The sequence below is a fragment of the Allobosea sp. 10L422 genome, from assembly GCF_056395345.1.
This window is the reverse complement of the sequence record NZ_JBFTJI010000003.1, coordinates 114,407-129,906: the sequence shown is the minus strand read 5'-3', so window position 1 is coordinate 129,906 and position 15,500 is coordinate 114,407. Positions and strand designations below refer to the sequence as shown.

Sequence of the window (15,500 nt, the reverse complement as noted above, 5' to 3'; positions counted from 1 at the left end):
AACAACTCTGCTTTCGCGATGGGCCGCGGCGGTGTAGGCCGAGGAAGCAGCGGCTGAGACCGATGATCCCGAAGGCGAGTTCGATCATGGCGAGCAAGGCTTCCGCATTCCCGTCCGGTGATGGATTTCTGGCGGCGAAGGCGCTTGCGATGACCGGGCCCGGCCCGCTTGCTGAAGGTCAGGGTGACCTTTTCGAACTCGACGGTGTCACCTTCAGCGTCCCCGGCCGGGTGCTGCTGGAGCCGCTGACATTGTCGCTGCCGAAGCGGCGCGTGATCGGGCTGATCGGCCATAACGGCTCGGGCAAATCGACACTGCTGAAGCTGCTCGCTCGCCAGCAGGTGCCGTCGACCGGGGTGATCCGGTTCGAAGGCAAGGCGCTCGATGCCTGGAATGGCCGGGCCTTCGCGCGCAAGGTCGCCTATCTGCCGCAGCAGACGCCGCCCTCTTCAGGTCTGCTCGTCAAGGAACTGGTCGCGCTTGGCCGCTATCCCTGGCATGGCGCGCTTGGTCGCTTCGGCGCGAAGGATCGCGAGATGGTGGCCGAGGCCATGGCGCTGACCGATGTCGCGTGTTTTGCCGATCGGCTGGTCGACACGCTCTCGGGCGGCGAGCGCCAGCGCGTCTGGCTTGCGATGCTCGTCGCGCAGGATGCCGAGTGTCTGCTCCTCGACGAGCCAACCTCGTCGCTCGACATCGCCCACCAGATCGAGGTGCTCTCGCTGGTGCACCGGCTGTCTTCCGACCGGGGACTCGGTGTCATGGTCGTGCTGCACGACGTCAATATGGCGGCACGGTACTGCGACGAGATCATTGCGCTGCATTCCGGCAAGATGATCGTCAGGGGAACACCTGAGGACGTCATGACGACGCAGCAGCTGGCCCGTATCTACGGCGTCGAGATGAGCGTCATCTTCCATCCTCAGACGCAGCGCCCGATCGCTCTCCCAGCCTGAAAGGGGGCCCCGGGGAGGTCCGGCTGCGCCGAACTGTTTAAAACAGTCCGCGGAAGCTGTCGGGCAGACGCCAGGCTTCCGTGCCGGCGATATTGAGCGGCGCCACATACATCGTGCCGACCTCGTCGCCGCGCTCCGAGGGCCTGATGCCTGCAATGAAGCTTTGGCAGCAGCGCTCGATCGCATCGTCGTCCCAGTCCCGGCGTTCGAGCCGGTCGAAGCTGCGATAGAGGTTGAGCAGGTCGAGATCGCTGCGGCGCTGGTGATGGCCCTGGTCGACCTGGGCAAAGTCGAGCCCGCGCGTCAGCGATTGCCGGTGCAGGCGCTCGCCGAGATCGGCGTATTTGAGGTGGAACAGATAGGCGCCGCGAAAATGCGGCGGCTGATTGGCGTGGTGGAAGCCGCCGCCCCAGCGGACGGGCTTGCGCACGATCAGCGTCTTGCACATCGGCGAAACGAAGCGAACATGGCCGCGCTGGCGCAGGATCGGCCCGTCGAGCAGCGCCGCATTCTCCTCCTGCAACATCGGCGTCACGTTGAGGCCGATGCAGGTCGCGTGCTCGAAATCAGTGGCGTCGAGCCAAGCGCCGAAGCTCTCGAAGCGCCGCGGATCATGGCTGATGAACTCGTCGCAATCGCAGTAGATCACGGTCTCGTAGAGCTCGAGCAGCGCGCTGACGAGTTTCGAGACGAAGCGCGCGCGCTCCTGATCGTCGAGCGCCGAGCGCGGATAACGGACGACGCTGACGCCCTGCAGGGTCTCGCGTATTGCCGCGTCGCTGTCATGGTCGATGACATAGAGGTTCTCGCGCCCGATAAGACCGGAATAGTAGTCGATCCAGCGCGAGACGTAGAACGCCTCGTTGTACTGCATCGTCACCACGGCGACCTTGTTCATCCCCCATATCCTCCGGTCACATCCGGTGCGGGACGCCGTTGCGGTCGAGAAAAGCGCGCATACGGTCGTAGGAGGCGGCATAGGATTTAGCGAGCCCGTTGAGCGCCGCCTCGCGATAGACCGCGCGCCAGCCGCCTTCCGCCAGCGCCTCTTCGGGCACGACCGGGATCTTCAGCGTCTCGGCCAGTTCCTGGCTGCGCGTGTCGTAAGCGACGAGCACGCCCGGTACGCCGTGGGCGACCGCCGGCAAGACGCCATGCACGCGATAGCCGACGGCGAGGTCGACGCTATGTGAAAAGCGATCATAGTCCTCGACGTCGAAGAAGCTGAAGAGCTTGCGCTCGTAGATCTCGCGCATTCGCGTATCGTTTGGGCCGTCCCACCAGCCGGTCCTGGCGAATTCGGCGATGGCCTTCTCCTTGGCCGCTTCGTCGCGCAGGAAAAACGCCTTCTCCTCCTGCTCGCCGTGGGAGGACATCACCATCTCGCTCTGGGCATCGACCTTGAGCAGGGCGGCGCGCTGGTTGCGCAGATAGGCTTCGGGATCGATCGTGTAGCTCTTGTCGGCCTCGCGGCGCAGGCTGAAGGCGACCTTGCGGATGGCGCGCTGATCGGGCACGCGGATCTGGAGATCGCGGTTGCAAGTGCGGAAGATCGAGGGGCAGCCGACSAYYTCGACATTGCSRATGCCGTTRYGRCGCAGCGTCTCGGCGCTGAAGGCGCCGCGCACGCCRATGGCAGCGCAGCGGTCCGCGACGATCTGCCAGAAACGCTTCGAACTTTCCGGCAGCTCGATCGCGCGGTTCTGGCTGGCCTGCGCGCCGACGCCGATGGCATAGACCGGCAGCTTGACCTTCTCGAGCACCTCGACGGCGCGGAACCACTCCATCTTCTCATGGATGAAGTTCGAGCCACGCACGAAGACGAAGTCGAATTCGCTGGCGTAGCGCTCGATATCGGCATCGGTCGGGTTGATGATTTTCATCGGCTCGAGATGGACGTAGTCGAGCAGCTTCAGCGTCGAGTCGTAGACGATCATGTCGCCGATATTGAAGTAGTCAGAGAGCAGCTTTTCCAGCGGCGCGCGATACCAGCGCACCTTGTCGTGGCCGTAGACCTCGCCCGCCGGATAGATCACCAGCGCCCGCAATGGCCTCGTCCTGGCGATGGGGCGCAGTTGCGAACCGGGCGCGAGCGCGCCCGTCCTCGCATCGGCCACCGCGATCGCGCGCAGCCGTGTTTCGGGCAAAGCCGGCAGCGGAATGGCGAGCTCCGCCACCGTCGCATCGCCGGTGACGAGCGCGTCGGGGTTGATCGTGGCGTAGTCCTGGCCGTCGAGGATGAGGCGCAGCGAGGGCCAGCCGCCGCCGGGCTCGCGGACGACGAGGACGACGACCTCCTGCGTGGTGGCGCGCAGGATCTTCATGGTCGGCACGGCCTGGCTCACGGCAAATTGCTGCGCGGGCGCATTCGCGTTCATGGGGTTTCCTTCACGATGCGGACCTTGATGCGGACGAGGTCGCGCTGCGGCCCCATCTTGCAGTTGGCGACGTGCATCTTGGTCATGAACAGGTAGGGCTCATCGCCCGTCGTCTCGAAATTGCGCGAGGGCGAGGCGGGGTCGGCGATGGCGCCGTAGGAATAGCGGACGCTGTCGCCGCAATCCTTGCTCCACATCGTCGGATGGGTGAGGAGCGTCTGCAGCGGAGACCACTTCATCAGGTCCTTCGACCAACTATAGGCGACGCGGCCGCCGGCGATGCCCTGCTTGGGGTCGGGGCCGAGATGGAAGATCGCGAGCCAAAGCCCGCTCGCCTCGTGGCGGGTGACCGAGCCGACGACCGTGGGCAGCACCTTGAGCGGCTGGCAGGGGTGTGCCTGCGACGTGTCCTCGCGATAGGGATCGACGGCACGCACGGTGAAATCCTGCCCGTCGAAGGCGCGCCACGCCTTGGGATCGGTGATGTCCGTGGAGCGATAGAGGCAGGTGCCGCCCTTCTGGCCACCGCCGCCGGTCGTCGCGATCAGCGCATACCAGGCGCCATCCTTCTCGACGATGTTGGAGGGGTTGAAGAAGCCGCGATGACGACCTTGATCGACCTCCTGCTTGAAGGTCGGCGCGGCCACGACCGTCGGCGGATCATCGACCTTGAAGCTTGCGCCGCCGTCCTGCGAGCGCGCGGCCGTGACGACATTGTACCAGCAGGCCATGCCGGCCTTGAACCGGCAGGCGCCGGGGTGCTGGTCGGCATGGTACTCGTCATGCATCAGCGCGTAGACGTCGCGGCCATTCCTGGTCCAGGTCGCGGCGATCCAGCTCATGTCGCTGTATTGGCTGGGATCGGCGCTGTTCTTGGCCTCGAACGAGATCGCACAGGTAGTCTTGATCTGGTCGAGGCGATCGCCGATCAGCGCACGGTTGCGATGGTGGCTGGCAAAGGCGACGACCTCTCCCTTGTCGTCGCGGAAGGCCCGCAAGGGCGCGTCCGGGATGTGCCACTCCTGGCAGCGCTCCTTCGACCAGTCGAAGACGGTCTCCTCCTGCGCCCCGGGCGCAAGTTCCAGCCGGTAGCGCGGGCTTTCCGCCGCTGCGGCGAACGAGGCGGCCAACAGCGCCGCAAGCAGCGGCGCGGTGTGCCGGAAGCTGCGGGCGCTCCTCACGCCACCTTCCGCTGCGGCTCCGCAGCCACGCGGTCCACCATCTTGTTGTCGACGCGGTTCTCGACGAGGAAGTCGCGCATCTCCCTGTAGACCCGGGCATAGGCTGCGTTGAAGCGGTCGAAGCGCGCCTGATCCCAGTACTCCTCCAGCTTGAAATCCTTTCCGCCGAAGACATCGACGCTCGGGATCTTGAAGGTGTCGGCGAATTCGACCGTGCGGCTGTCATAGGTGAAGTAGATCGAGGGTGTGCCGTTGGCGAGTGCCATCAGATTGCCGTGCAGCCGGTAGCCGAGCACGAGATCGAGCCCGCGCACTAGCCGCTCATATTCCGCGACCACGTCGGAATAGAACATGCGGCTCTGGTAGAGCCCCTCGACCTGCTCATCGAGATACCACTCGCGCGCCCATTCATTCTGTCGCAACGCGGCCATGGCCGCTTCCTTCTGCTCGGGTGTGCCGAGCGCGAGCTTCTTCTCCTCGACCTCGCCCTGCGCCATCAGCGTGACCTCGAAACGATCAGCCATCGCCTTCACCAGATCGCGGTGGAAGGTGAGATAGCGCTTGATGTCCTGCGCATAGGTCTTGGAGACCTCGCGGCGCAGCGTGATGCCCACAGTCTTGACCTGCTCCAGCGGCGGCAAGCGGATGGCGAGATCGGGATCATTGTTCCGGAACGCGGTCGGGCAGCCGATGATGCGGACATTGCGGATGCCGAGATCGTTCAGCACCTCGGCCGAGTAAGCGCCGCGCACACCGAGCGAGGTGGTGGAATCGGAAATGAGCTTCAGGACGGTCTTGGTGTCCTCGCTCAGTTCCAGCTTGCCGCTGACCGGCGCCTGTGCGCCGATGCCGAAGGCGATGACCGGCAATTTGAGTCGGCGCAGCACCTCCGCCGCCTTGGACCAGTTCATCTGCGCATGGATGTAATTCGAGCCGCGCAGGAAGACGTAATCGTACTCGGCATTGAGCCGGTCGATCCTGGCCGGATCGACATGCGCGATCGGCAGCTCATCGAGCTTGTCGAAGTTGAGCAGCTTCAGCGAGGAATCGAAGACGAAGGCGTCGCCGATATTATGGTAGTGATTGATGTGGTTCTGCAGGTCGGCATAGCGATACCAGCGCACGTTGTCGTGGTCGTAGACCTCTCCCGACGGGCTGATGACGAGGATGCGGGCCATGTCAGGTCTCCCCTGTTATCTCGTTATGGTTTCAGGCGATCATCGCGGCGGGGTCTTGCCGCGCGGGCGCAGGCCGGCTGCGTTCGGCCAGGAGGCGGCGATAGAGATCGAGATGCGTCTGGGCGCATTCGCGATGGCTCATCGGCCGCTTGATGCCGCCGCGCAGCCGGTCCCAGAGCTGGGGCTCGGTCAGGGCGCGCGTCATGCAGTCGACGAGGTCTTCCGGGCTGCCGGCGCGAAAATGCAGGCCGTCGACCTCGTCGGTGATCTTCTCGGCCATGCCGCCGAGTTGGCTCGCCAGGATCGGGCGACCGTGGAAGAACGCCTCCTGGATGACGATGGGTGAGTTCTCCCACCAGACCGAGGGCATCACCACCCAGTCGACCGAGCGCATCAGGTTCGGCATCTCGTGATTCTGGAAGGCGCCGCAGAAGCGCACACGGCGCCCCGCGCTTTCGACCAGCTTGGCGAACTTGTCCTGATAGGCTTTCGGCTGGCGCTCGAGATTGCCGCCATAGACAAGCAGGATCGCGTCGTCGTCCCAGATGGAATCCGGGATGCGCGTCACCGCATCGATCAGCACATCGGCGCCCTTATAGGGCGTGAGCTGGCCGAAATAGGCGAAACGGGAGCGCCGCGTCTTGCCCTCGGGCAGTGGGCGCGGCGGCGCCACGCTGGCGACGTCGATACCGTTCTCAATCACCGAGAAGCGCTCCTCGCTGAGCCCCCAGTCGACATAGCGGTCGGCGAGGAAGCGGCTCGGCGAGACGAAATGGTCGGCCAGGCCCAGCATGCCCTTGATGAAGGTCTCGCGCGCCAGGAAGCGCGCCGGCGAGATGTCCGGGAAGCAGGCGTTGCAATCCGTTGGCGAGGCCCGGTAACAAAGCTTGAAGGCGCCGGTCTTCACCATCTGGCCGTGATGGTGGCAGATGCTGAGATATTCGTGGAAGGTCACGACGATCAGCGCATCCGGCAGAGCGTCGCGCACCGCGAACAGGCATTCCAGCCCGAGCCCGATGAAGTGGTGGAAATGCACCACGTCCGGCTTCAGGTCATGAAGAACGCGCACGAAGTCGCGCTCGATCTCTTCCGTCGCACGGTTGGAGATGAGGAAGTGGTCGTAATCCTCGGCATAGTAGAGCAGCTCGCCGCCGCGCTGGCGCAGGCTCATCAGCGCCGTGCCGGCATGGCGCGGGGTCGGTGCACCGACGCGGGCGAGGTAATGGGAATCGACACCCTCGCCGGTCTGCAACCCCTTATGCAGGTTGTAGGACGCCATCTCCGCCCCGCCCAGGGACAGCGAAGGGTGGCCGTGCGATATGACGAGAACCCGCATCCTCAGCCTTTCATGTTGGAGATGGCGAGCGCCCAGCGCCGGTCGAAGCTGGTCCGGTCGGCGAGTTGCGCGAGCGCGCCGGCATGCGGCGCCGCCATCTCGCCGTCATCGACCGCATAGACCTCGACGTCGGGAACCCAGAGCGAGGGCGAACCCGCCATCCTGAGCTTGAGGCAGAGATCGAGACCCTTCTCCGCCGTCGTGAAATAGTTGCGCGCGAAGCCGCCGACCTCGATGAAGGCAGCGCGCGAGAGCACACAGCATTCGCTCGCACCGGCTGCGACCTCCATCGGGCCGAGATTGCCGACCGCCTCCAGCGGATAGCCGACGAAGCGGTTGGCGATGCGCCGGCTCGTTCCTTCGCCCTCCAGCCAGGCGCCAGCCCAGCGGATCGAATCGTCCTCGAACAGCAGGGTCGGGCTCGCGACGCATTGGCCGCCGCGGGCGCGGTAGGCCCGTTCGAGACGACCGAGCCAGCCAGGCATGCGGATCTGCGCTGCGCCCGAGAGCAGCGCGACCGTCTGGAAGCGGCAGGCGCGAACGCCCGCCTCCAGTGCGTCACAGGTATCTTCGACGCCCTCGACGGCGACGAGGCGCACCGAGAGACCATAGAAGCGCCCGAGCCGCCGCGCCTCGGCGCCAACGCGGTCGAAGCTCTCGGACGGAGCGGCAAGCACGATCGGCAGCGGCCTGACCTCGGGGTCCATCGCCATCAGCGCAAACAATGCCGAAATCTCGCGGTGGCGGTGGTCGAAGCCGATGACGAGGCCGAGCGGCGCCTCGGGGTCGAAGGGGCCGACATCGAGCGTTTCGACGGCGCGGGGCGGGGCGATTTCGGCTGCTTGCAGCGCCGGCGCGATCTGGCGCTCGACGACGGCGTTCGCGGTCGAGGAGCGCGGGTCGAGCAGCCCGAGGATGCGCTCCAATGCGCGGCGCGCCTGGGCGCGGCTGGGTTCGAGCGGCAGGAAGGCCGGGCCAGTGCCCTGCACCTCGAAGGCGAGATGCAGCGGCTGGCCCGGCTCCGGAACGAGCTTCGGCGCGAAGACGATGAAGCCGTGGCTGTTGCGCCGCGAAGCCAGAGCTGGTCCGAAGCGCGGATCTTCCATGAAGGCGGTGGTGACGTCCGGGCGCTGCACGCGCGTCCAGATCCGGTCGACGGCGCAGGACTGGCTGCCGCTGCGCAGTGTGACCGCATCGACCCGGCGCTCCGGATCGAACAGCCAGCCGATGATCAGCACGCCGGTATCCTCGACGATGGTCACGGCATCGATGCCAGCGCGCACCGGTTCTTCAAGCAGACAGACTGTGTCGCGGCCGTCGAAACGTTGGGAGGCGCGCCGCAGCTTGTCGGTGGTGGCCTGCGGAGCGGTGCCGCGCTGGAGCCCGTCGCGCAGATGGCCGGGAACGGTGATCGGTTCGAGCAGGACATAGCGCTCGTACACTTCGAGCGCGCGCCAGCCGTCGCTTCCGCGGAAATAGAGCCGCTCGATCTCGCCGGGTTGCTGGGCCTGGCAATCCTCGAGCAGGCCGAAGAAGCCGCGGGCGCCTTCGCCGAGATCATCCCGCTCCAAGGTTCCAGCTTCGAGATTGGCGGGGGAGAGGCCGCCATGGGCGATCAGCAGCTTGATCCGCCCGGCTGCGAAATGGGAGGTCCAGCCCTGCAGGAAGATGCCGTCGCCATCGAGCGAACCCATCACCTCAACGAAGCCGCCGGGCCGAGCGACGGTCTGCAGGAGCATCGCGACCGCGCGCAGGCGGCGCGGATTGGGGGCGCCGGTCAACAGGACTTCGAGCAGCCCGTCGACAACGCTCGGAAAGGCCTGTCCGGCGTCGTCGGCGAGTTCGGACAGGAAAACCTGAAGCGGCTGCGGCTTCGGTGCCAGGATCAGACGCAGCGGCCGGCCGGGGCGGCCGATCAAGAGCGCGCCGGTGCCGCTGTTGTCGACGTTGGGCGCTGGCGCCAGGCAAAGAAAGCCGGTGGCCACCGAAGGCTCGGCCCCGGGCCGGCGCCAGCTCAGCACCATGGTCTGCGCGCGGTTGCGCGGATTGCCGTCGACTGCGACCGGGACCTTGGCCGGAATGGCGTCGCAGGTGCTGCGGACGAGGATGGCGTTCTCGCCGAGCGGCGTCCAGGCGACGGTCGGCGCCGGGGCGACCGCCGTCCTCTCGGGAACGATGACCTCGCTCATCGCCTCAGCCTCCCCAGAGCGTCACGGCGAGGGTGACGAAGGACATCACGGCAGCGAGCAACGAGAGGAAGCCGAGGATGACCGTGACCTGCCGCAGCGGGGCGCGCGCCTCCTTGCGGATCGCATCAAGCCGCTCGTCGAAGCCGCGCAGGGTGCCATCGAAGCGCAGCTGGAAGACGTCGAGCTCGCCAAGGCGGCGGACGATCTCGCTCTGGCTTTCGGTCTCGGCCTTGGTGGCTTCGGCGAGCGCGTGGTTCTCTTCCAGGCGCGCGGCGATGCGGTCGAGCTTTTCGTTCAGCTCCTTCTGGGCAAGCTGGCCGCGCCGGTTGAGCGCGATCAGCAATTCGACCTTGTCGAAGAAGCGGGCGAGCGGCACGGCGATTGCGGCTTCCGCCGCGAGCTCGTCCGCGGCCGGCAGGCGCAGCTCCAGCTCGGCGCCAGTTGCCGGCGAAACACCAACGACGGTGAGACGGTTGCGGGCCGCGACCAGCGCCTCGTCGAGCTCCATCGAGAAGGCATGCTTGCCGTCGCCGATGCCGTTGCGGCGCAGGTCGATGCGGCTCTGATCGGCCTTGATCTCGCTGGCGAGTTGGCCGTCGCAATAGAGCTTTACCGTGATGGCCTCGTCGGGACGGGCCTCGTCCCAGATCCAGCCATGCAGGCGGCTGCCGTCGAGGGCGTCGATCCGCCCGTTCAGCTTCGCCGGATTGACGTTCGGCAGGCGGACTTCGTTGTCCTGTCGGGGAGCTGTCGTCATGCGGCCTCCGCAAGCTTGAGGCTATCGAAGAGGGTGAGGTGACGGCCGGCGCATTCGGCGAGCGATGGCTGCTCGGCAATGCCGTCGACGAGGCGCTGCCAGAGCCCATACTCGTCCATCGCCCGGCGCATCGAGCGGGCGAGCGCGGCCGGGTCGCCCGGCCGGACATGGAGCCCATCGACATCGTCGCGGACCATCTCGGCCATGCCGCCGATATTGCTGACGATCAGCGGCCGGCGATGCTGGAACGCCTCCTGGATGACGAGGGGCGCATTCTCCCACCAGATAGAGGGCATCACGACCCAGTCGACCTCGGCCATAAGTGCCGGCACCTCCTCGCGGGCGTAGGCGCCGCAATGGGTGACGACACCCGCGGTGCCGGCGAGGGCAGCATCGAGGGCGGTGGTGAAAGCCTCGCTCTGGAACGGGGCGCCGCCATGGATGCGCAGCGAGAACTCCCGTTCTCCGGCCGTGCGCAGCAGCTGCGCCGCCTGGAGCAATGGGAGAACACCTTTCCAGGGATTGAGATTGCCGAAATAGCCGAAGCTCGCGCGGCGCCCGTCGCCTTGCCTGTGCGGGGCCGGCTCCTGGCTTGGGCGGGCGTTGGCGATGACCTCGATCTTCTCGGCCGGCAGCCCCCAGTCGACATAGCGCTGGCGCAGGAAGCGGCTCGGCGCGACGAAGCGGTCGACGGCGGCGAGATGCGTCTTGATGAAGCGCTCGCGCAGCAGGAAGCGGTCGGAGCCGATCTCCGGGAAGCAGCCATGGCAGGCGGTGGGGGAGGCGCCCGAGCAGCGTTGCCGGTCGCTGGGCCGGACCATCAGGCCATCATGGTGGCAGATCGGGTAGTAGTCATGCAGCGTCATCACGATCGCGGCTTCCGGCAGGAGCCGGCGTGCCAGCGTCAGGAACTCCGCACCGATCAGCACGAGATGGTGGACATGGATCACATCCGGCCGGAACTCGCCGAGCAGGGTCCCGAGATCCTGCAGCGTGCCGTAATGGTCGATCTGGCTCATGTGGAAGCGGTCGTAATGAGCGCTCCAGAGGACCACGTCGTCGCCGACGGATTGCAGCGCCGTGCCGGGATGCGGCTGGCGATGGATCGCGTTGGTCGCGCCGAGGAACAGCACCTCGCAACCCTGCTCGCGATAGGCGCCAGCAAGATCATGCGCGAAGATCTCGGTGCCGCCCGGATGCAGAGCGGGATGATTGTGCGCGACGACGAGGATGCGACGGGTCATCGGCGGTTACCCGGCTTCGTCGCGATCAGCACGTCCTGATAATGCGCTGCGCTGATGCCGCGCCAATGGCCCGGGCGCAGTGGCTCGACTGCAAGACCAGCCTGTGCGGCCTGCTCCAAGAGGAAGCCCTGATCGATGCCAGCGGCGGCGAGCGGCGCTTCGTCGATGGCGTACCAGCCCGGACCGTCCTGCCAGCGCTTGAACGACAGGCGCTCCTGGCCCGTGGCGGCGCCGTCGATCGCAAAGGCCGTCAGGAAGAGACGGCCGCCCGGCGCCAGAAGCCGCGAGGCCTCCTGCAGATAGACGACGAGCTCGTCCGGCGGCAGATGCGTGGCGACGGAGATCATCGTCACAAAATCGAAGCTGCCATTGGCGAAGCCGAAGCGGACCTCGGCGCCGGGCAGCGAACCCTGCGGATTGTAAAGCGGGTGGGCGATGTCGAGCCGCTGGAAGCGGAAGCGCGGATAGGCCGGGGTGATCGTCTGGGCGCACCAGAGGATGCCCTCCATCACCGGGTCGACGCCGTCATAGCTGCCGCGTTCGTCGTCCAGATACTGCGTCAGCGGGATGGCCATGCGGCCGATGCCGCAGCCGATGTCGAAGACGCGCTCATGCGGCTTCAGGCCGCCGATCCGGATGAAGTGCCCGAGGAACTCGGCGCCGATCGCGCGATAGTCGCCATCGCCGACGAAGATCGAGTCGGGCGGCGGGTGGGGCATGAACCGGTTGGTTTGCAGCGAAGCCATCAGCCAATCGAGCTGTGGTCCGATGGGGTTGTTCTCGGGCGCCGGTTCGGGCGCGATCGGTCTCAGGGCCGTGATAGCCGTCATGCCGCGGTCGCTCTCCTGAAGCTGAAGCGGGGAACAAGGTTGGGTTCGCTCGGCGCTGGCTCGCGCAGTGCAGGTTCCGCCGCAGAGGTCTCGAAGGCTTGCATCAGCGCGTCGATCTGCGCGTCCCAGCGCCGGGTCTGGAGCCAGGCATTGTGCTGGGAGGCGGCGCCGCGCGTGTAGTCGACGCTTTTGGAGATCGACTGGCGCTCGAGGTGATAGAGCGCCGTATCCGGCGCGTAGAGGATGCCGAAGCCGGCGCGGCGAATCTTGAGGCAGAGGTCGCTGTCCTCGTAATCGCCGATGACATAGCTTTCGTCGAAGCCGCCGAGCTCGTCGAAGAGTTCGCGCGCGATGACGATGCAGGCGCCGGTGACGCCCGGAACCGGGCGCTCGATATTGGCCGGCGCATAGCTGCTCGGCATACCCTTGAAGTAATGATGGTTGAGCCAGGTGCCTTTGCTGTCGCGCTTGAAGTAAAGCCCGGCGTGCTGCAGCGAGCCGTCATCGTAGAGCAGCTTCGGCCCGACTGCTCCGACGCGGCGGCGGCGGTCGAGTTTGGCGATCAGTGCCGCCAGCCAGCCGCTTCTGCTGGGGATCACGTCGGAATTGACGAGCGCGAGAGCCTCGCCGCGCGCGTGGCGTGCGCCGGCGTTGCAGGCGGCGGAGAAGCCGCCATTGCGCCGCATCGCGACAAGCCGCATCGGCAGGCCATAGGCGAGGTAGAGCCCGCCGAGCAGATGCGCGACCTCGGCCTCGTGCTCGGGCGAGTCGAGCACATAGATCAGCTCGGCATTCTCGACGAACCAGGGATCGCCGGCGAAGGCTGCGACCTGCACGCGCAGGAAATCGTAGACGCGATAAAGCGGGATCACCACGGAAGCCTTCGGCCGACCCCAGGGCTGTCCGAATTCCTTGATCGTCGGTTCCGGACGGCTTTCGCTCAATTCGTCCTGGCAGGCAGCGAGGATCGGCGCGAGCGTCTCTTCCAGCATCGTGGCCGTCAGATATTGCGGCGGGATCGCCGCGAGGGCCCGGGCGCGGATCGTGGCCGCGTCGGCCGGCTGGACCGCCGGGCGCAGCGTCAGCGTCGTCCCGGACTTCAGCTTGATCTCGCAGCGGGGCTGCAGCACCGGCGCTCCCGCGGCGTAGTCGGAGGCGAAGGCGGCGAAGCCCGTTGCCGTGCGCGTTTCGCCTTCCGCACCCGTCGGTAGTCTCACGGGGAAGCGCTGGAGGCGGGAGAGCATGGCGATCGGCTCGCCGGCGCCGCGATGCAGCAGCACCTCCTGCAGGAGATCGTCGGGATCGCGCAGCCAGCCGCCGATCAGCAGGCCGGCACGGTTGCAGACCGCGAGGTCGAGCTCGGCCGCGGGCAGGTCGTCGTTACGGCGGACATGCTGCACCGCGAGCGGAACGCGCCGCTGCATTTCGACGGCCAGCAGCCGCCCCTGCTCGGACAGGGCTGCCAGCTGTTCGACGACCCAGTTGCGCAGGCCGTCGCGGCTCGCGGCCTTGCCCGCCCACCAGCGGCCGAGCGAGGGCGCCGCCTGACGGCCCGGCAGCGCGCGGACGATCAGGGAGCGCTCGCTCTGCAGGATCAGCAATCCGCCGCCACGAACGGGCGGCTCTTCCAGCACAAGGTGCAGCTCGCGCTTACCGCTGCGATCGGCGGCGCCGATGCGCGACTTCACATCCAGGCGGGTGAGGCCGGCACCGTCGAGGCGAGACGCCGTGCGCAACGCGCCGAAATCTGCGGGCACGAAGGTCTCGAACAGCCATTGGCCCGCGACCAGCGCCGCCGTGGGCTGCATCGCGGCCGGCTTGGCGAACAAGGTCAGCAGAAGCTGGCGCAGAAAGGACAGGTAGTTGGGAATCGCGGACAGGCCGAACAGCGGCGGCCAGGCACGCACCAGCGCATTGGCCAGCGTCACCCGGGCTTGCGGCGTGAGATCCTTCAGAATCTCTGCGGGATCGGCGAGGCCGTGGACGAGTGCAGGGTCGAAAGAGGCAGTCACATCGCCCTGCGGACCCTGATCGCAAAGCGTCGCGACGATGCTGTCATGGCCGGAGGCGCGGAAGGCGATGGCAAGCCGTTCGCGCCCGTCACGCAGGCCGAGCGAAATCGATGCGGCCGCGAGGCGTCTGCCTCCTCCCGTCAGGGCGATCGACGGCTTGCCGAAGGGGGAAGCCTCGAGTGTCCAGCAGAGCAGGAATACCGATCCGCCGAGGCGATGGAGTTCGAGCTGGGCCGGGGGTGTCACCGCAACAGGGGCGGGCGCAAGTGAAAGCATGAAGGCGTTCCTGCGGCACTGGGGAGCCTGGAGTGCCCCGTGAAGGGCGCTCCAGGACGGTGTTGGGCTGTGTCGACCCGCCCGCACATGGCTGGGCGGGTCGATGCGTCAGGATCAGGCGACCGAGAAGTAGGAGTGCGGATCGGCCTGCACGTCCTCGGCGTGCACGCCGACGAGGGTCAGGGTGTCGCCATTGCCGAGATCGATGACGGTGTTGCCGCCGACCGTGGTCGCGCGCGCCGCCACGTCCTCGGCCGAAGCCACGCCGGTGCCATTGATGTCGTGCGCGATCTGCAGCATGTCCGACCCGGCCTCGAAATCGAGGACGACATCGTTGCCGCCACCGCCGGCGAAGACGAACACGTCGCTGCCGGCGCCGCCGTGCAGAACGTCGTTGCCGGCGCCGCCGAACAGCATGTCGTCACCAGCGCCGCCCTGCAGGACGTCGTTGCCGGCGCCGCCGAAGAGCATGTCGTCACCAGCGCCGCCTTGCAGGACGTCGTTGCCGTCGCCACCATAGAGGATGTCGGCGCCATCGCCGCCCTGCAGGACGTCGTTGCCGTCGCCACCCTGCAGGATGTCGTTGCCCGGCCCGCCTTGCAGCAGGTCGTTGCCCTCGCCGCCGATCAGCACATCGTCGCCGGCATTGCCGCGCAGGATGTCGTCGCCGGCGCCGCCAAGCAGCGTATCGTTACCCTCGCCGCCGAACAGGGCGTCGTTGCCCGCATCGCCGGAGAGAATGTCGTCGCCGAGCCCGCCGAAGAGGATGTCGTTACCCTCGCCGCCGAACAGGGCATCATTGCCGCCATCGCCATAAAGCAGGTCGTTGCCTTCCTCGCCGAAGAGCGAGTCCACGCCGTCGCCGCCATGAACGATGTCATGGCCGGCTCCGGCGAGGATGACGTCGTTGAACCGACTCCCAATCAAAAAATCGTCGAATGCACTTCCTTCGATCGTCGCCATACGGCACCTCCATAGCGATCTGATGATCCCGGTCGTTCGGCGGGGACGCCGCGGAACTAAAAGTCCAGGAACGGTTCCGACAGCTCCGCATAGGTTATGCTGTCGCTCGACGACCTAAGAATTACTCAATGAGTGCGTTGCAGCAAGGATTTTGTTGTGACGATTTTGCGATGCGTCACAGTTTAGTCTTTAATTTACGG

The 15,500-nt window shown here is 66.5% G+C and carries 12 protein-coding genes; 1 reads left to right on the top strand and 11 read right to left on the bottom strand.

The annotated features are described in order from the left end of the window. Positions 1-149 precede the first annotated feature (149 nt). Positions 150-956, top strand: a complete 807-nt coding sequence (locus tag AC1DEZ_RS08845; RefSeq protein ID WP_476779665.1) for an ATP-binding cassette domain-containing protein — start codon at positions 150-152, stop codon at positions 954-956. A gap of 37 nt (positions 957-993) precedes the next feature. Here the strand turns inward: AC1DEZ_RS08845 and AC1DEZ_RS08840 are convergent, their stop codons facing one another. The 11 genes from AC1DEZ_RS08840 to AC1DEZ_RS08790 all read right to left on the bottom strand — a co-directional run bounded on the left by AC1DEZ_RS08840 (position 994) and on the right by AC1DEZ_RS08790 (position 15,300). After that, positions 994-1,854 (bottom strand): glycosyltransferase family 2 protein, encoded by an 861-nt coding sequence (locus AC1DEZ_RS08840; protein ID WP_476779467.1) that lies wholly within the window; start codon positions 1,852-1,854, stop codon positions 994-996. A 16-nt stretch (positions 1,855-1,870) separates the two neighbouring features. After that, positions 1,871-3,334 carry a polysaccharide pyruvyl transferase family protein gene (locus AC1DEZ_RS08835; RefSeq protein ID WP_476779466.1) on the bottom strand — a complete coding sequence of 488 codons (1,464 nt, stop codon included), beginning with the start codon at positions 3,332-3,334 and terminating at the stop codon, positions 1,871-1,873. Next, the gene (locus AC1DEZ_RS08830) at positions 3,331-4,515 is read right to left on the bottom strand and encodes a hypothetical protein (protein ID WP_476779465.1); all 1,185 of its coding nucleotides are present in this window, start codon (positions 4,513-4,515) and stop codon (positions 3,331-3,333) included. Before AC1DEZ_RS08830 ends, AC1DEZ_RS08835 begins: the two co-directional genes overlap by 4 nt. Next, positions 4,512-5,693: a polysaccharide pyruvyl transferase family protein gene (locus AC1DEZ_RS08825; RefSeq protein WP_476779464.1), complete on the bottom strand. Its 1,182-nt coding sequence runs from the start codon at positions 5,691-5,693 to the stop codon at positions 4,512-4,514. The genes AC1DEZ_RS08830 and AC1DEZ_RS08825 overlap by 4 nt, the downstream gene beginning before the upstream one ends. Positions 5,694-5,724: 31 nt before the next feature. Then, complete coding sequence (locus AC1DEZ_RS08820; RefSeq protein WP_476779463.1) at positions 5,725-7,029, bottom strand: glycosyltransferase family 4 protein; 1,305 nt, start codon at positions 7,027-7,029, stop codon at positions 5,725-5,727. A gap of 2 nt (positions 7,030-7,031) precedes the next feature. Continuing rightward, entirely contained in the window at positions 7,032-9,218 is a 2,187-nt protein-coding gene (locus AC1DEZ_RS08815) for a glycosyltransferase family 2 protein (RefSeq protein ID WP_476779462.1), read from the bottom strand. Between the two features lie 4 nt (positions 9,219-9,222). After that, on the bottom strand, positions 9,223-9,975 hold the full coding sequence (locus AC1DEZ_RS08810; RefSeq protein WP_441511772.1) for a hypothetical protein: 753 nt from the start codon (positions 9,973-9,975) through the stop codon (positions 9,223-9,225). Next, positions 9,972-11,219: a glycosyltransferase family 4 protein gene (locus AC1DEZ_RS08805; protein ID WP_476779461.1), complete on the bottom strand. Its 1,248-nt coding sequence runs from the start codon at positions 11,217-11,219 to the stop codon at positions 9,972-9,974. The genes AC1DEZ_RS08810 and AC1DEZ_RS08805 overlap by 4 nt, the downstream gene beginning before the upstream one ends. Next, entirely contained in the window at positions 11,216-12,049 is an 834-nt protein-coding gene (locus tag AC1DEZ_RS08800) for a class I SAM-dependent methyltransferase (protein WP_476779460.1), read from the bottom strand. Before AC1DEZ_RS08800 ends, AC1DEZ_RS08805 begins: the two co-directional genes overlap by 4 nt. Then, the gene (locus AC1DEZ_RS08795; RefSeq protein ID WP_476779459.1) at positions 12,046-14,337 is read right to left on the bottom strand and encodes a glycosyltransferase; all 2,292 of its coding nucleotides are present in this window, start codon (positions 14,335-14,337) and stop codon (positions 12,046-12,048) included. The genes AC1DEZ_RS08800 and AC1DEZ_RS08795 overlap by 4 nt, the downstream gene beginning before the upstream one ends. Positions 14,338-14,451: 114 nt before the next feature. Then, the gene (locus AC1DEZ_RS08790) at positions 14,452-15,300 is read right to left on the bottom strand and encodes a calcium-binding protein (RefSeq protein WP_476779458.1); all 849 of its coding nucleotides are present in this window, start codon (positions 15,298-15,300) and stop codon (positions 14,452-14,454) included. Positions 15,301-15,500: the final 200 nt, after the last annotated feature.